The sequence below is a fragment of the Kribbella sp. NPDC004138 genome (assembly GCF_053603655.1).
The window spans coordinates 1-15,946 of the sequence record NZ_JBSGFZ010000033.1 but is presented as its reverse complement, the minus strand read 5'-3'; the positions used below and the strand labels follow the sequence as shown (position 1 = coordinate 15,946).

The window sequence follows — 15,946 nt, the reverse complement described above, 5'->3', positions numbered from 1 at the left end:
CTTCAGTCTCACAACGATTCCCCTCCGAGTACGGCGTCGTCTACATCCCTCTCGACGCTGCGACTCCTTCGCTGCGTTACATGCGGCTTTCTGCAACCCTGGAAGGTATGGCCCTCACACTCGGAGCAATCGTCCTGAACGTGCCGTCGACCGGCCCGGCCGCCGAGTTCTGGCGCGCGGCCCTCGGCCTCACCCCCGCCGAGAACCCGGACTTCCTCGTCCCGCCCCCGGGCACCCGGCCGACCAGGGTCCACCTCGACAGCACCGACCGCACGCATTTCGACCTGTGGGTGGACGGTTCCTCGACACCGGAAGCCGAAGTGGAGCGGCTGATCGGCCTCGGCGCCGAGCGGGTCGAGGACTGGACCTACCCGCCGGACGCCGACTTCACGGTCCTCAAGGCGCCGGACGGAACTGTCTTCTGCGTCATCGACTGAGCAGTGCGACGACCTGCGGGCTGTTGAAGAATTTCGCCGTCAGGGGCGCGTGACTGTCGCGGTCGTAGGGGTCGTCGTCGTGGGCGTTGGCGATGATCAGCGAGTACGCGCAGCGGTAGAGCAGGAGCTGATCGGCGTCGTACCCGAGGCCGTCGGCGAACGCCGCGTCGTACGCGGCCTCGACCTCGCGGGCCCGCGGCGACCAGAGGTCGATGACGCTCGCGGTGGCCGCGGCCTCGAACACCGGATCGCCGGCCATTGTCAGCAGACCGAAGTCGAGCAGCGTCACCGGGCGCAGGTCGTCGTCGACGAGGATGTTGCCGGCGGTGACGTCGCCGTGGACGAGCCGGGGCTCGGGCTCCTTGAGGTCGGCCAGCAGCCGCAGCAGCGCCTCGAGCTTGGCGTCGAAGTCGTCCACCAGCCGGGTGTCGAAGCGAGCGGCCCGGCGCTGGACGAGACCCGTCAGGGCCTCGCGCCACGACACGCCGCCCGGGCGGAACGGGCCGGTTTCGTCGAGCACCGACGTACGACGGAGCACCTCCGGCGCCGCCACCTGCGCCAGCGCGTCGACCACCTCGACGACACAGTCCCGCACGCGCTTCCAGCCCGGTGCACCGAACTCCGGCGCCACCTCGTGCAGCGGGACGCCCGGCAGTTCTTTCTCGATCGTCAGCCAGTACGGGCCGGGGTGATGCAGCTCGAGAACGCGCGGGGTCCGGTACGGCAGTTGGCCGTCGAGCGCCTCGTACAGCTCACTCAGCGTCCGGAGCTCGGTCTCGCCCGCGTGGAACCAGATCTTCGCGACCTTCCCGCCGCCGAGCCGGAAGACCGCGCCCTGCATCCCGATCGCGATCTGCTCGGGACCGCCGTACCCGAGGATGCGGAGCTGTTCCTGCAGGAAAGCGTCGGACAGCGGCATGCCGCAAGACCCTAGTCGCGCGCCGCGGCGCTGTCGTCCGATTTTGTCGGCGGGGCCTGAAACCCTTGCGGGCATGGGTGATTCGCTGGTCGACGTCGGCGGTGTCACGCTGTTCGTGCGGGATCTCGGGCGGCGGGGCGACCGGCCTTCTGTGGTGGTGATGCACGGCGGACCGGACGTCGGGCACGGATACCTGGTGCCCGGGTTCGAGCCGTTGGCCCGCGATCATCATGTGGTGCTGTTCGACTTCCGCGGGTGCGGGCGGAGCAGCCGCGGGTTGCCGGACGACGATCTGCAGCCGGAGTATGTCGTGCAGGACACGCACCGGTTGATCGACCGGCTCGGGCTCGGCGCGGTCGATCTGGTCGGGTTCTCGACGGGCGGGCGGGCCGCGATGCAGTTCGTGGACAAGCATCCGAAGCAGGTACGGCGCTTGGTGCTCGCCTCGACGTCGGCGTACTCGTCGGCGGACGCGGCCGGTTATCTGGCGGGCTGGGACGAGTATCAGCGCCGCCAACGCATCGAGGACGAGGCCAACGGCACTCTGCGCAACTCCACGGTCTTCGTGTGGGACCTCGACCACGCCCCGGCGCACCTGCGGTTGCTCGAATCCCTAGGCACCGACCTCGGCGACTGGTCCGAGGAACGCGCGCTCCAGGGCCTCATGCACCCGTGGTGCCCCGGCGATCCCGAGCAGATCCTCCGCTCGTTCGCCAAGCCCATCCTCATCCTGCACGGCGACAAGGACATGGGCTTCCCCGTCCAACTCGCCCACCGCCTCCACAAGGCCGTCCCCAGCCACCTGATCGTCATCCCCGACACCGCCCACATGTGCCACTTCGAACAGCCCGAGACCTGGTCGTCCCACATCCGCGAGTTCCTGGACGGTTAAGGAGGCGGGGCTTGGAAGAGCGGGAGTCATGACACGAGACGACCGCCCCTGCCAGTCGCCGAGTGTGCCGTAGGCTGCGGTCTCGTGCAGGGGACACGGCTCGACATGGACCGGATTCGCGCGGCCCGGCAGATCATTGCCCCGGTCTTCCTGGACAGTCCTCTCTATCGCTGCGAAGCGCTCGAGCTCGGCTGCGCGGTCGACATCAAGCTCGAGACGGCGAACCCGGTGCGCAGCTTCAAAGGCCGCGGTACCGAGGTCGTCGCGAGTCAGCTCGCGACCAGCGACTCGCGCGCGGTCGTCTGTGCCAGCGCGGGCAACCTCGGGCAGGCGCTCGCGTGGTCCGGTCGCGACCGCGGACTGGACGTCACGGTCGTCGCATCACGGTTCGCCACCACGGCGAAGCTCGACCGCATCCGCGCACTGGGCGCCAAACTCGAGCTCGTCGACGGCGACCACGAGCTCGCCCGCCTCCGGGCCGCCGAGATCGCGCGGTACGACGGGATCCGGCTGCTCGAGGACAGCCTCGACCTCGAGACCTGCGACGGCGCCGCGACGATCGGCCTCGAACTCGTCGACGCGCTGCACGGGACCGACCCCGCCGTACTGATCGCGCTCGGCGGCGGCGCACTGGCGACCGGCGTGGGGTACGTCCTGAAGACCCTCGCACCCGCCGTCGAGGTGATCTGCGTCCAACCGCTCGGCGCACCGGCGTTGACGCGCTCCTGGCGCGAGCGGCGCGTCGTCACCACCGAAACTGCCGACACGATCGCGGACGGCGTCGCCGGGCGGATCCCGATCCCCGAGGTCCTCGACGACCTGCTCGTCGTCGCCGACGACGCCGTCCTCGTCCAGGAATCCTCGATCGTCACCGGCCTGCGCCTGCTCCTCGACCACGCCGGCCTCGTCGTCGAACCGTCCGCCGCGCTCGGCATCGCCGCGATCCTCGAGGACCGCGACCGCTTCGCCGGCCGGCAGGTGGTCACGATCGTGTGCGGCAGCAACGTGGACCAGGACAAGTACCGGCGCTGGGTCGGCCTCTGATGGCGAGGCTCGCGGTCAAGCTCCTGCTCCTCGACGAGGACGACCGCGTGCTGCTCATCCACGCCCGGGACCCGAAGACCCAGGCCGCATGCTGGTACCCGGTCGGCGGCGGCGTCGACCCCGGCGAGACACTGCAGGCAGCCGCAGCCCGCGAGGCGTACGAGGAAACGGGTCTGCGCGACCTCCCACCCGGGACGCACGTGTGGACGCGGGACCACACGTACGAGTTCAATGGCCAGCGCATCGACGTCCACGAAGAGTGGCTCCTGCACCACGTCGCCCACTTCACCCCTGCACCGGCGCAGCTCTCCGAGTATGAATCCACCACCATCCTCGGCTTCGCCTGGTGGACCGCTCAGGATCTCGACGCCACCACCGAAACCGTCTACCCACCCGAGCTCGGGCGACTGGTCGCCGACGTGGCCGCTAGACCGTGACGCCGGGTGCCCTCTCGGTGCACGGGCTCGATTCAACCCCGGCAGGTATTGAATTGCCCAGGCCAGCCCGCTCGAACGAGACTCAGGTGATGTGCGCTGAGGAAGTGCGGTACGCCGAGTACGGGCCGGGAATGCTGCCCGCGGTGCTGAAGGCTCAGGTGCTGTCGTTCCTGCGGATCGTCTGGCCGGAGGGGTTCACCGGCGAGCTCAGGTATCGCGACTGGATCACCAACCCGGCGTACGAACCGCACCACCTGCTGTACGTCGCCGGCGACCTCGTCGTCAGCCACCTGGAGATCGTCCACCTGGACCTGCACCACGAAGGCACGACGTACAAGGTCGCCGCCCCGACCAGCGTCCTGACGTTCCCGTCCTTCCGCACCGAAGGCTGGGCCGGCCGCCTCGTCGCAACCGCCTGCCGCCGCATCGAATCCAGCACCACCGACTTGGGCCTCATCTGCTGCGAACCCCACAACCACAAGCCCACCAGGAATACTTCCGCCGCATCCCACTACGCCTCGAGGACGAGCTATGAGACCGATCGTCATCCGCCCGGCCCGCGTCGACGACGGCGAGCACGTCTGGCCGCTCGCACAGGCGTTCGCCACCTCGTTCGCTCCCGAGAGGACCGCGTTCGACGCGACGTGGCCGCAGCTGGTCGACGTACCAGACACGCTGCTGCTGGTCGCGGAGACCGCTGACGGCAAAATCGTCGGCTACCTCCTCGGCAACACCCACCTCACGTTCCTCGCCAACGGTCGTGTCGCGTGGGTCGAGGAGCTCATGGTCGACGAGAGCCAGCGGCAGCAGGGAATCGGCCGGCAGTTGATGGAGCGCGCCGAAGAATGGGCCCGCGCTACAGGCGCCGCCTACCTCGCACTGGCCAGTCGCCGGGCCGGGGCGTTCTATCTGGCACTCGGGTACGACGATTCCGCGGTCTTCTACAAGAAGACCTTGTCCTGACTCAGCGCGGCAGCGGCGGAAGCCCGAGGGTCTGCAGGAACCTGGCAGTCTTCAGCTCCACGAAGACATCCTCGTCAGGTACGTCGTCCTGCCTGTCGTCGGGCTGCCTGTCGTCGCTCGCCAGGAAGCGTCCGATCTCGTCCGGGGCCGGCGACGTGCCGACCAGCTCCGCCCACGCGGCGAGTCCAGCGGCCTCGATCACCGTGTCGGCCGCCGTCGGCGCGGACGGGTCCCCGAAGTACGCGCGCGGCGTGTGCCCGAGGAACGCCTCGCCGGTCCCCACACCCGCCGGCGCGTACCGGATCATCGCGATGTCACTGTCATGAATCATCACGACCATGTACGGCTCCGACGGCACGCCGGTCTCCGCGTCGGGATCAACCTCGCTCCACGCGCGGTCGGCGTACACGTAACTCCCGAAGAACCCCACCCTTGTCCCCTCTGATTCGGCTGCGCCGAGGCTACAGCCCGCCGAGCGGCACAGCCTCGACGGTTCGCCACTCGTACATGCGGTTGTCGCGGTGCATCTCGATGAGGGAGACCGCGTCGACGGTCAGGTCCGCGGGCGCCGCGGTGACACCGTCGACGGCGGCGAGGGCAGACGCGGACGCTTGTGCGGTGTTTGAGTACGGCAGGCTGAGGTGCGGGCGGTAGCCGTCCGCGTTCTCGGGGACGCCGGTTGCGCCGAAGACGTCGGCGATGGCGGCGCGTACGGCGTACCGGATCGTCTGCAGCGGTTCGAGCGGATCCGACGGGAGGAGGCCCGCCTCCCGACGTACGACGGGTCGGTGGAACCGCACCTTGACCGGCTGCAACTCCCCCAGCCGGGCGCGAGCTGCGCCCAGCAGCGCATCCACCCGCGCCGCCGGCACCTCCTCGACGAACCCGACGCCCTGCATGGTCAGGTGCAGCCAACGCAGCGGGATCATGTCGAGCCCGGCTCGGCCAGCTCGTGCTCAGGTCACCTCAATCCCCATCCCCCCAAGGTCGGCCGCCAAACCATCAGGTGTCGTAGCCGAGGCCGTCCCAGGGCTCGTCGTACGCGATGAAGTTGCCCGGTTCGATGTGCAGCGAGTACGTACCTTCGAAGTCCTCGCCCACCCAGCCGAAGGTCACGCCGTCGACCTCCACCGCGAAAGGCGCGACGTCGATCGGCTCGAGCACGTACTTCCCGAGCTCGGCGAGCCGCGAGGCGACGACCTGATCCGCCCCGGCGGACGCCGCCTGCCCCGGGGGTACCCCCTCTGCCCGGACCGCCTCGTCGACCTTCACCTCGGCGAACGTCCCGTCCGCGTTCCACAGGAACAACCCGACGTACGCCGCGCCGCTCGCCGGATCGAACAACTCGTCACTGAGAAAGAACCGCCGCCCGTCACCGGCCGTCCCGGCGTACGGCACGTGATAGTCGTCCGGCACGATCCGGAACCGCGCAGGCGCTTCGTCCACCGCTGCCCCTCCCCCGCTGGCGCCACAGCCACCCAACGCAACCACCAACCACAACGCAAGCCCCAACCGCCTCAACGCCCCACCCCTCACACTGAACCTGTGGGCATCCTTCCGTACGCACTCGGCCTGCTGATCGCGCTGGTCCTCAGCGCACAGATCCTGCTGCTGATGGAACGCGATCGCCCACTCGCCAAACGACTGCGCGACCTAAGCACCGGCGGCGACGCCTTCTCAATCCTCTTCGCCGCCTTCCTCACTCTGGGCACCCTCGGCGCCCTCCTCGGCAGCCTCCTCCACGCCCCCGCCCCCGGCGCCGCAACCGGCCTCACCCTAGCCCTCCTGACCTGGATCACAGCCGTAGTCCAAGCCCACCGCCGCCCCCAACCACCCGCCCGCCACTCAGCCCCGGACGAACGCTGACCACCGGCAGGTCTGCCAACTGTCGGACGGCAGCCGTCGCGGACAACTGAGCAGACGCCCATCGGTTCGACTGGGTCCACCGGGGTGATTGGCTTGCTCGGGAAGAGCGTGCGGCTCGACCGGATCACCGTAAGCCGTCCACAGCCGTCCACGCGTCCTGTTAGCAAATCCGCTAGCAACGCGACGCGCCTGGCTGCTCTGTGCTCGCTGTGCGGGGAACCGTGATTGCCGGGCGTCCGGGGACTGGCTGGGCAATTCGCGTGCACGATCGGGTGCGCGTTCGCGATGCTTAGTGCGTGCCCGCCAGTCCGCGAGTTGTCTTTGTCTTCGCCGGCCTCGACTTGACCATGTTCCCGTCGATGGCGGATGCACAGGATTGGTTGGAAGCGATCGACGTTGATGACGGCGAGTACACCGCCGCGCTGACGGAGATAGGCCGCGTGATCAGCATGAGAGCAGAGAACGACCTGGTCGTGCTTGAGCTGACAGACGAGCTGGACGCGGACTTGCTGCAGAGGCTCCTGCGCGAACATGGTCAGGCCATCGGACGGCCAGGGATCGAGCTGGATCCCATCGAGTTCGCCAATCAGACTTGGAAGATCGACTGGGAGCATCGCTGGCCAAGATGGCCACGATGGCTTGACAAGCGACTGCATCCGCACGGTCCGGTACAGGCGTAGCCCCAGTGTGGAAGGGCGGCCTACCGCTCGCCCAGACCGGGCCGCCACCACCGCGATCACCGAACAGCCGAATGCCACCTCACGGTCAAGCCGTCGATGAGTCAGCCGATCAACCCGTTGGCCCGCGCCCGCCACAAATGCTCGCGCGCTGGCTTGGTGTCGAGCATCTTCAGACCGCGAACTGCCCAGTCTCGGAGTGAATCGTCGTCGCCCTGGAGTTGCTCAACGAGCAACGCCAACGCATCCGGTGAACGCGCCTCACCGATGAGCTCGAGCAGCCAGCACTGCAGACCGTGGTCCGCACGCTCCTGATCGAACGCCGTTACCAGCTCATCGAAATGTTCGGCGGCATGCGGCAACAGCAGTTGAAACCCGTTCTCCTGAGACTGCGGGTCCCGTCTGCGCATGAGCCGCATGGCCTGCTCGAACCGCTTTGTCACGCCGCGAGACTATCCGCCCCGACCAGACCAGCGCGCCAGACGATCGAACCAGACCGACCACGGACGGTCCTCCTCACTTTCCTAGGCGAGGTGTCAACCATCAAACTGGCACGAAATCGTCAGGCATCAGCTGGCACACGACAGCACGTCGCGCTGCGTGGGGTCCGGAGTGCCTGGCACGCAACCACGTGCACTATCGGCCCGTAGTTCCGACAGCGGCACGATCCTAGCTCCGGATCGCCTCGGTGAGTTCGGCGATGTGGGCCATCACGGCGTCGGCTCCAGCGGCGGCCAGGTCGTCGGTCTTGCCGGGCTTGTTGGCGTAGCCGATGCGCACGGCTCCGATCGCTCGGGCGGCCTGTACGTCGGTGGTCTGGTCGCCGATCAGGGTGCAGGCGCCACCTTCCACGGCGAGGGCTTGGGCACCAGGATCGGATGGGTCCCTGGCTTCGACGTGGTCGATCAGGTCGGTCAGCCGACTCGATCGAGGTACGCCCGGACCGACACCTGCGTTGTTGCTGACGGTCGCGAGTTGCCGACCATCCGCACGGCAGGCCTGCAGGAATTCCTCGACACCGAGTGTCGGTGTGGGGCGAGTGCGTGTTCACGACCGGGCTGGGTCGGCCCGTGCCACCAGACACCGTCACCAATCTGATACAACGAACCCGCCATTCCCGGCACCCGGCGCACGCCAAGACAGGAACTCCCCCGGCCGCCGAGGCTGCTGCCACCTGCTCGCCTTCACGATCTCCGCCACGTGCACGCAACTCTGCTGCTGACGGCTGGGGTCCCGGTTCACGTCGTCGCTGAGCGCCTGGGGCAGCCGACCCCGCAATCACGCTGCGGGTTTACGCCGATGTGATCCGTCAGCACGCGGACGAGGTTGCCAACACATTCGCAGCCGCCGTCGACGGCTCTGACTCGGGCATCGAGCAGCGGCGTGTTGGCTAGTCCGTTAGCAAAACCCCGGCTCGGAGGCTCCGGACCGGGGTTTTGGGTTGCTCCCCCGCCAGGTTTCGATCCTGGTCTTCGAGATTCAAAGTCTCGCGGGCTGCCGATTACCCCACGGGGGATCGTGGTTGCCGGGACAGTTTGCCATGAGTGGGGTGGATGACACGCTCAGGGGTTCCTTACCTACGGGTCCGTAGGTTACGGTGGCGTAGGTAAGGAACCCCTGACTCGAGGGATGAACAGCTATGACTCCACCCGCCGTAGCCACTCCGGACGCGCCCACCCGTACCGTGCCGGTCGACGAGGAGGTGCACACCGGGACGCTCGGTGGTGAGCAGAAGAAGGTCTGGGAGCAGGTCGCCCTGGCGCTGTTCATCGGGATCCCGTTCCTGGCGGTGCTGGCGGCGGTGCCGATCGCGTGGGGCGGGTTCCTGGGCTGGCGGGACGTCGTGCTCGCGGTGGTCTTCTACACGATCGCCGGCCACGGGATCTCGATCGGGTTCCACCGGCTGTTCACGCACAAGTCGTTCAAGCCGAACCGCCCGCTGAAGTACGCGCTCGCGATCGCCGGTTCGCTCGCGATCGAGGGCCCGGTGATCCGCTGGGTGGCCGACCACCGCAAGCACCACAAGTTCTCCGACCGTGACGGCGACCCGCACAGCCCGTGGAAGTACGGCAACACGCTGGGCGCCCTCACGAAGGGGTTCTTCCACGCGCACGTCGGCTGGCTGTTCGACACCGAGCAGACCCCGCAGCGCCAGTACGCGCCCGACCTGCTGAGGGACAAGGACATCGTCAAGGTGTCCCGGATGTTCCCGCTGCTGGTCGCCGTGAGCCTGCTGGCGCCGGCCGTCATCGGCGGCCTGTGGTCGTGGTCGTGGACCGGTGCGCTGACCGCGTTCTTCTGGGCCAGCCTGGTCCGGATCGCGCTGCTGCACCACGTGACCTGGTCGATCAACTCGATCTGCCACACGATCGGCGACCGGCCGTTCAAGAGCCGTGACAAGTCCGGCAACGTGTGGTGGCTGGCGATCCTGAGCCAGGGCGAGTCGTGGCACAACCTGCACCACTCCGACCCGACCTGCGCGCGGCACGGCGTACTGAAGGGCCAGATCGACACGTCCGCGCGCTGCATCTGGTTCTTCGAGAAGCGCGGCTGGGTCTCCGACGTCCGCTGGCCGGTCAAGGAGCGGCTCGAGGCGCGCCGTACCGACAACTCCCAGCGCACTCTCAAAGCGGCCTGACCGTTAAACCTCCGCAAGCAACACCCGAAGTACGGCATGATGCTGACGTGATCACGACGTGACGGAACCCAAACCGCGGCGGTCCGGCCGGATCCGGATGACCAGTGCCGAACGTCGCGAGCAACTCATCACCATCGCCCGCGGCCTGTTCGCCCAGAAGGGGTACGAGGCCACGTCGGTGGAGGAGATCGCGGCCCGGGCCGAGGTCTCCAAACCGGTCGTGTACGAGCACTTCGGCGGCAAGGAAGGGCTGTACGCCGTCGTCGTGGACCGTGAGGTCCGGGCGCTGCTCGACGGTGTCACGCAGTCGCTGACGGCCGGCCGGGCGCACGAACTGGTCGAGCAGGCCGCACTCGCACTGCTCGACTACATCGAGAACAACTCCGACGGGTTCCGGATCCTGGTCCGCGACTCGCCGGTCGGGTCGTCGACCGGGTCGTTCATCTCGATCCTGAGTGACGTCGCGACCCGGGTCGAGCACATCCTGGCCGAGAACTTCAAGCGCCGCGGCCTGGACCCGAAGAACGCCCCGATGTACGCCCAGATGCTGGTCGGCATGGTCGCGCTCACCGGCCAGTGGTGGCTGGACGCCCGCAAGCCGAAGAAGCCGGACGTCGCCGCGCACCTGGTCAACCTCGCCTGGAACGGCCTCTCCGGCCTCGAAGCCAAGCCCACGCTCTCGACCCGGCCGCACAAGTAGCGGACCGCCAGCACTCATCAACCACAACCCCGCCGGGCCGGCTGAGCGTGGAACGGCCGTCCGACGGCCGATTGCGCCGCCTTGGTGAGTGGTGGGCGTCCGCATACCCCAGTCGTACGGCGACATCAGCCGGCGGCATGACCCCCGCCGAGGAGCCAGCCCGTACCCTGGCCAGCATGACGGGGATCCTGACCGCGCGGCCGGTGCCTGCCCGGAGCAGGGCGTTCGATCTGCTGCTGGCCGGCAGCCTCTGCATGGTCTTCGGCTTCCTGTCGCTGGCCCAGGCGCACCTGAGCGGCATCCTCGCGTTCGGCATGCTCGCCCCGCTCATCTGGCGCCGCACCCACCCCGAGCTGGTCTTCTTCGGGGTCTGCGCGGTCGCGGTGCTGCAATGGCTCGGCGGCGTCCAGCTGATGCCGGGCAACGTCGGCCTGCTCGTCGCCCTCTACGCGATCTCCGTGTACGGCGACGTGCGGCTGAGCCGGATCGCGCTCGGGATCGGCGGCCTCGGCGTCCTGATGGCGACCTCGCGGTACTGGGCCAACTCGGACTGGAAACAACAGGTCACGATGATGGTCGCGCTCGGCGCGCTGGTCTTCGGCGTCTGGGCGTTCGGCGAGCGCCGCCGGACCCGCGGGCTGTACGTCGCGCAGCTCGAGGAGCGGGCCGCCCAGCTCGAGCGGGACCGTGACCGCGAGGCGAAACTGGCCGTCGGCAACGAGCGGACCCGGATCGCCCGCGAGATCCACGACGTGGTCGCGCACGGGCTGTCCATCATGATCGTCCAGGCCGACGGCGGGCTGTACGCCGCCGACCAGTCCCCCGACGCGGCGAAGAAGGCGCTCGCCACGATCGGCGACACCGGCCGCGCGAGTCTGACCGAGATGCGCAAGATGCTCGGTCTGCTCAAACAGGACGAGCAGCACGACCTCGACCCGAACCAGCCCCGCCCGCAGCCCGGCGTCTCCAGCCTCCCCGAGCTGATCGACAACGTCCGGGAGGCCGGCCTCAACGTCACGTACGACGTCACCGGCGAGCCTCGCGACCTGCCGGCGCTGCTGGGCCTCACGGCGTACCGGATCGTGCAGGAGGGGCTGACCAACACGCTGAAACACGCCGGGCCGGGAGCGCGGACCTCCGTCACCTTGGACTTCGGGCGCGAGATGCTGACCGTGGTGGTCACCGACGACGGCCGCGGCGCCGGCGTCGCGCCGAGCGCGGACCCGGGTCACGGCCTGGTCGGGATGCGGCAGCGCGCATCGGTCTCGGGCGGTACGGTGAGCGCCGGACCGAAGGCCGGCGGCGGTTACGAGGTGATCGCCAGGCTGCCGTACAACCTGCCGACTGGAGAGTAATGGAAGACGACGTGATCCGGGTGTTCCTTGTCGACGATCAGGAACTCGTCCGGGCCGGATTCACGATGCTGGTGGACTCCCAGGCCGACATGCGGGTGGTCGGGCAGGCCGGTGACGGCGGCGAGGCGATCGAGAAGATCCAGGTGACCGCGTCCGACGTCGTTCTGATGGACGTCCGGATGCCGCGGCTGGACGGCGTCGAGGCCACCCGCCGGCTCCAGTCGTTGCCCGAAGCACCGAAAGTGATCGTGCTGACCACCTTCGACCTGGACGAGTACGCGTTCGCCGCGATCAAGGCCGGCGCGGCCGGCTTCCTGCTCAAGAACACCCCGCCGGCCGACCTGCTGAACGCGATCCGGCAGGTGCACTCCGGTGACGCCGTGGTCTCCCCCAGTACGACGAAACGCCTGCTCGAGCACTTCGCCGGCGCTCTGCCCGACGAGCAGACCGAGCAGCCGGACCTGGCCGACCTGACCGCCCGCGAACGCGAGGTGCTGATCGAGGTCGCCCGCGGCCTGTCGAACACCGAGATCGCCAAGCTGTTCACGTTGTCCGAGGCAACGGTCAAGACGCATATCGGCCGTATCCTGGCCAAGACCGGCCTCCGCGACCGGGTCGCCCTGGTCGTCCTCGGGTACGAGACCGGGCTGGTCCGGCCCAGCAAGTAATACCCAGGTAGTACGCGGACTCCAGTCTGCGGTCCGACGAGATTCGCCGGCGAGATCACTAACTTCTTGGCCAACAACGAAACCAAGGAGTGACATGAGCTTGCAGACCGGGGAGCTTGCGGCGGGGCGGCTGCCGCAGGACGGGGAGCCGCGGACCGCGATCCGGGCGCACGAGCTGCGCAAGGTGTACGGACAGGGCGACACCGCGGTCGCCGCGCTCGACGGGGTCTCGGTCGACTTCGGGGTCGGCCGGTTCACCGCGATCATGGGGCCGTCGGGCTCCGGCAAGTCGACGTTGATGCACTGCCTGGCGGGGCTCGACACCCCGACCAGCGGCCAGGTCCTGCTCGGCGAGACCGAGCTGACCCAGCTGCCGGACGCCGAGCTGACCAAGATCCGCCGGGACCGCGTCGGGTTCGTGTTCCAGTCCTTCAACCTGCTGCCGATGCTGTCCGCGAGCGACAACATCCTGCTCCCGCTCGAGCTCGGCAATCGCAAGCCCGACCAGCAGTGGCTGACCACGCTGATCGACGTACTCGGCCTGCAGGACCGGCTCACGCACCGTCCGTCGGAGCTGTCCGGCGGCCAGCAGCAGCGGGTCGCGGTGGCGCGGGCCCTGGTCGGCCGGCCGGAGGTCGTGTTCGCCGACGAGCCGACCGGCAACCTGGACTCCCGGTCCGGCGCCGAGGTGCTCGGCTTCCTGCGGCGCTCGGTCCGCGAGTTCGGCCAGACCGTGGTGATGGTGACGCACGATCCGCTCGCGGCGTCGTACGCCGACCGCGTCGTGATGCTTGCCGACGGCAAGCTGGCCGGCGAGCTGCTGCAGCCGACCCCGGAGAGCGTTCTCGACGCACTGCGCCAGCTGGGGGCCTGACGTGCGACGCTCGCTCCTCTCCTCGTTGCGCGCCCACCTGGGCCGCCTGATCGCGGCCTGCCTGGCGATCGTGCTCGGGGTCGGTTTCGGTTCCTTGGCGATGATCGTGCACTCGTCCGCGTCGCACGGCGTCGACGAGACGATCGGCGCGCAGTACAAGGGTGTCGACGCCGTCGTCGCCCCAGACTCGTCGACCATCTCCCCCGGCGACGTCGCGAAGGCGCAGAAGGTCCCCGAGGCCGCGTCGGTCGTCACGCTGACCACTGCCTACCTGGAGGTCGCGTTCGCCGACCTGGTCCGCCCGACCACGATCCCGATCGACGCGCTGTACGACAGCTCCAGGATCGCCGGCCCCGGCACCTCGTCCGGGCGGTTGCCAACCGCAACGAACGAGATCGCGTTGCCGGCCCGGACCGCCGCGAAGCACAAGGTCACCGTCGGCCAGACGCTGCGGATCAGCTCGTACGACGACAAGTCCTGGACCGTCACCGTCGTCGGGCTGGTGGACGACTCGAAATACGTCGGAACCGCCGCCGCGGTGGCGACCCCGGCCGCGGTGAAGATCTTCGACCCGGGCGCGTACACCCGGGCGATCGCGCTCGCCGCGAAGCCCGGCGTCACCCAGCAACAGCTCGCCGACGCCACCCGGGCCGCGGTGACCGGCGGCGTACAGACCTTTACCGGTGAGGCCTTCATCGACCACGAGGTGAAGAGCTGGACGAACGGTATCGACGTCCTCGGCGGCGTGTTCGGCATGTTCGCGGTGATCGCGCTGTTCGTCGCCTGCCTGGTGATCGGCAACACGTTCACGATCGTGATCGCCCAGCGCACCCGCGAGATGGCGCTGCTGCGCTGCGTCGGCGCGTCCCGGCGGCAGGTGTTCACGTCGGTGCTCGCGGAGGCCGCCGTGGTCGGTGCGGTCGCGTCCACGATCGGCGTCGTGTTCGGTGTCGCGCTGTCCGCACTGGGTCTGGCGCTGTCCCGCGAGTTCGACTGGGGCATCCCGCCGCTCCCGCTGCATCTCGACCTGCTGTCGGTGTTCCTGCCGCTGCTGCTGGGCATCGCGGTCACGCTGCTGGCAGCCGTCGTACCGGCCCGACGGGCGACCAAGGTGGCGCCGCTGGCCGCGCTCCGGCCCGAGGTGGCGCCGGCGGCCGCGAGCAAGGCCGGTCTGCTGCGCTTGATCCTGGGCTTCCTGCTCCTCGCCGGTGGCGGTGCGCTGCTGGCGGGCGGCGCGGTGCTGCAAGATGTACTGATCGGTGTCGCCGGCGGAGCGCTCTCGTTCCTCGGCGTGCTCGCGATCGGGTCGCTGCTGGTGCCGACGTTGATCCGCCTGATCGGCGCGCTCCCCGCCCGCGGTGGCGGCGTACCTGCCCGGCTCGCCGTCGCGAACGCGATCCGCAACCCGAAGCGTACGGCGGCCACCACGTCCGCCCTGCTCATCGGCGTGACGCTGATCAGTCTGACCTGTGTCGGGATCGCATCGGTGCGCAAGACGTTCGACGTGTCGATGGACGGGCAATACCCGGTCGACCTGATGGTCACGACGTACCAGGAGGAGATGCCGGCCGGCGCCGAGCAGCAGCTCCGCGACATCAAGGGCATCACCCAGGTCGTTCCGGTCAGCAGGGTGCTGGTGAAGTCCGGCAGCCAGGAGGTCGAGGTCACCGGGATCGACGCGGCCGCGGCTGGTTCGGTGATCCACAACCCGGCGCTGGCGGCCCGGCTCGAGCCCGGTACGGCGCTGGTCGACCGCCAGACGATGGCGATGCTGGACGTCGAGGACGGCAGCCCGCTGACGATCGTGTCCGGGCAGCACAAGCTGACCGTGAAGGTCCAGCGGTCGCACGGGCTGGACCCGATCACGGTCGCGGCGACTGATCTCGCGAAGCTGGCGCCGAACGCGCCGGTGACCGGCTTCTGGCTGGCCTCGGACCCGAAGGCGGACGGCTCGGACGTGATCGACGCCGTGCAGCAGTCGATCCCGACCGTCAAGGAGCTGTCGGTCGGCGGCGGGCTCGCGGAGCGGACCAGCTACACGAAGATCTTCGACGTCCTGCTGATCGTCGGGATCGGCCTGCTCGGGGTCTCGGTGCTGATCGCCCTGGTCGGTGTCGGCAACACACTGAGCCTGTCGGTGCTGGAGCGGACCCGGGAGAACGCGCTGCTGCGGGCAATGGGCCTGTCCCGCCGCCAGCTGCGCCGGATGCTCGCCGTCGAGTCGTTACTGATGGCACTGGTCGCCGCAGGTCTCGGGATCGTGCTCGGCCTGATCTACGGCTGGACAGGGACGAGCGCGCTGATGGGCGGCCAGACGGTCGACGGCAGCGTGGAGTACGCCGTACCCGGGACGCTGCTGATCGCGATCGCCGCCGTGGCCGCGGTCGCGGGCCTGCTCGCCGCGGTGCTCCCCGCCCGCCGCGCCGCCAAGGTCGCCCCCGCCGGCGCACTGGCGACCGAATGAGCCGGCGGGGGA

General features: G+C 69.0%; 19 protein-coding genes, 1 tRNA gene and 1 pseudogene. 14 read left to right on the top strand and 7 right to left on the bottom strand.

The features are described from left to right. Positions 1-107 precede the first annotated feature (107 nt). Positions 108-437: a VOC family protein gene (locus ACWEOO_RS36315; RefSeq protein WP_452146905.1), complete on the top strand. Its 330-nt coding sequence runs from the start codon at positions 108-110 to the stop codon at positions 435-437. On the opposite strand, the gene ACWEOO_RS36310 is transcribed toward ACWEOO_RS36315, so the two are convergent. Continuing rightward, positions 427-1,356: a phosphotransferase family protein gene (locus ACWEOO_RS36310; RefSeq protein ID WP_452146904.1), complete on the bottom strand. Its 930-nt coding sequence runs from the start codon at positions 1,354-1,356 to the stop codon at positions 427-429. The two genes, ACWEOO_RS36315 and ACWEOO_RS36310, sit on opposite strands and share 11 nt — an antisense overlap. Positions 1,357-1,429: 73 nt before the next feature. On the opposite strand from ACWEOO_RS36310, the gene ACWEOO_RS36305 reads away from it, so the two are divergent. The 5 genes and pseudogenes from ACWEOO_RS36305 (at position 1,430) to ACWEOO_RS36285 (ending at position 4,692) form a co-directional block, all read left to right on the top strand. After that, positions 1,430-2,248: an alpha/beta fold hydrolase gene (locus tag ACWEOO_RS36305; RefSeq protein ID WP_452146903.1), complete on the top strand. Its 819-nt coding sequence runs from the start codon at positions 1,430-1,432 to the stop codon at positions 2,246-2,248. 84 nt (positions 2,249-2,332) lie between these two features. Beyond that, complete coding sequence (locus tag ACWEOO_RS36300) at positions 2,333-3,292, top strand: threonine ammonia-lyase (RefSeq protein WP_452146902.1); 960 nt, start codon at positions 2,333-2,335, stop codon at positions 3,290-3,292. Further along, positions 3,292-3,729 carry an NUDIX domain-containing protein gene (locus tag ACWEOO_RS36295; RefSeq protein ID WP_452146901.1) on the top strand — a complete coding sequence of 146 codons (438 nt, stop codon included), beginning with the start codon at positions 3,292-3,294 and terminating at the stop codon, positions 3,727-3,729. The genes ACWEOO_RS36300 and ACWEOO_RS36295 overlap by 1 nt, the downstream gene beginning before the upstream one ends. 89 nt (positions 3,730-3,818) lie before the next feature. Next, positions 3,819-4,154, top strand: a pseudogene (locus tag ACWEOO_RS36290) (GNAT family N-acetyltransferase); the annotation flags it as partial. A gap of 106 nt (positions 4,155-4,260) precedes the next feature. Beyond that, on the top strand, positions 4,261-4,692 hold the full coding sequence (locus ACWEOO_RS36285) for a GNAT family N-acetyltransferase (protein ID WP_452146900.1): 432 nt from the start codon (positions 4,261-4,263) through the stop codon (positions 4,690-4,692). Position 4,693: 1 nt separating this feature from the next. Here the strand turns inward: ACWEOO_RS36285 and ACWEOO_RS36280 are convergent, their stop codons facing one another. The 3 genes from ACWEOO_RS36280 to ACWEOO_RS36270 all read right to left on the bottom strand — a co-directional run bounded on the left by ACWEOO_RS36280 (position 4,694) and on the right by ACWEOO_RS36270 (position 6,138). Beyond that, positions 4,694-5,122, bottom strand: coding sequence for a hypothetical protein (locus ACWEOO_RS36280; RefSeq protein ID WP_452146899.1), 429 nt, complete (start codon positions 5,120-5,122; stop codon positions 4,694-4,696). Positions 5,123-5,153: 31 nt separating this feature from the next. Next, positions 5,154-5,621 (bottom strand): 2'-5' RNA ligase family protein, encoded by a 468-nt coding sequence (locus tag ACWEOO_RS36275; RefSeq protein ID WP_452146898.1) that lies wholly within the window; start codon positions 5,619-5,621, stop codon positions 5,154-5,156. A gap of 73 nt (positions 5,622-5,694) precedes the next feature. After that, positions 5,695-6,138, bottom strand: coding sequence for a hypothetical protein (locus ACWEOO_RS36270; protein ID WP_452146897.1), 444 nt, complete (start codon positions 6,136-6,138; stop codon positions 5,695-5,697). A gap of 99 nt (positions 6,139-6,237) precedes the next feature. Here ACWEOO_RS36270 and ACWEOO_RS36265 point away from each other — a divergent pair, with 99 nt between their 5' ends. Together ACWEOO_RS36265 and ACWEOO_RS36260 are read left to right on the top strand one after the other, a co-directional pair. Further along, positions 6,238-6,558: a hypothetical protein gene (locus ACWEOO_RS36265; RefSeq protein ID WP_452146896.1), complete on the top strand. Its 321-nt coding sequence runs from the start codon at positions 6,238-6,240 to the stop codon at positions 6,556-6,558. Positions 6,559-6,854: 296 nt separating this feature from the next. Next, positions 6,855-7,238, top strand: coding sequence for a hypothetical protein (locus ACWEOO_RS36260; protein ID WP_452146895.1), 384 nt, complete (start codon positions 6,855-6,857; stop codon positions 7,236-7,238). A 101-nt stretch (positions 7,239-7,339) separates the two neighbouring features. Here the strand turns inward: ACWEOO_RS36260 and ACWEOO_RS36255 are convergent, their stop codons facing one another. The 3 genes from ACWEOO_RS36255 to ACWEOO_RS36245 form a co-directional block, all read right to left on the bottom strand. Then, complete coding sequence (locus tag ACWEOO_RS36255) at positions 7,340-7,678, bottom strand: hypothetical protein (RefSeq protein ID WP_452146894.1); 339 nt, start codon at positions 7,676-7,678, stop codon at positions 7,340-7,342. A gap of 226 nt (positions 7,679-7,904) precedes the next feature. After that, positions 7,905-8,141 carry an HAD hydrolase-like protein gene (locus ACWEOO_RS36250; protein WP_452146958.1) on the bottom strand — a complete coding sequence of 79 codons (237 nt, stop codon included), beginning with the start codon at positions 8,139-8,141 and terminating at the stop codon, positions 7,905-7,907. Between the two features lie 538 nt (positions 8,142-8,679). After that, positions 8,680-8,751, bottom strand: a tRNA-Gln gene (locus tag ACWEOO_RS36245). Positions 8,752-8,874: 123 nt separating this feature from the next. Here ACWEOO_RS36245 and ACWEOO_RS36240 point away from each other — a divergent pair. From ACWEOO_RS36240 to ACWEOO_RS36215, 6 genes are all read left to right on the top strand, one after another. Continuing rightward, positions 8,875-9,873 (top strand): acyl-CoA desaturase, encoded by a 999-nt coding sequence (locus tag ACWEOO_RS36240; protein WP_359926727.1) that lies wholly within the window; start codon positions 8,875-8,877, stop codon positions 9,871-9,873. 58 nt (positions 9,874-9,931) lie between these two features. Then, entirely contained in the window at positions 9,932-10,573 is a 642-nt protein-coding gene (locus tag ACWEOO_RS36235; protein WP_355477195.1) for a TetR/AcrR family transcriptional regulator, read from the top strand. 176 nt (positions 10,574-10,749) lie between these two features. Beyond that, positions 10,750-11,928 (top strand): sensor histidine kinase, encoded by a 1,179-nt coding sequence (locus ACWEOO_RS36230; protein WP_452146893.1) that lies wholly within the window; start codon positions 10,750-10,752, stop codon positions 11,926-11,928. Then, positions 11,928-12,596, top strand: coding sequence for a response regulator transcription factor (locus tag ACWEOO_RS36225; protein ID WP_355700714.1), 669 nt, complete (start codon positions 11,928-11,930; stop codon positions 12,594-12,596). The genes ACWEOO_RS36230 and ACWEOO_RS36225 overlap by 1 nt, the downstream gene beginning before the upstream one ends. Positions 12,597-12,690: 94 nt before the next feature. After that, on the top strand, positions 12,691-13,470 hold the full coding sequence (locus ACWEOO_RS36220) for an ABC transporter ATP-binding protein (RefSeq protein ID WP_355700715.1): 780 nt from the start codon (positions 12,691-12,693) through the stop codon (positions 13,468-13,470). A 1-nt stretch (position 13,471) separates the two neighbouring features. Beyond that, on the top strand, positions 13,472-15,934 hold the full coding sequence (locus ACWEOO_RS36215) for an ABC transporter permease (RefSeq protein WP_452146892.1): 2,463 nt from the start codon (positions 13,472-13,474) through the stop codon (positions 15,932-15,934). Positions 15,935-15,946 lie beyond the last annotated feature (12 nt).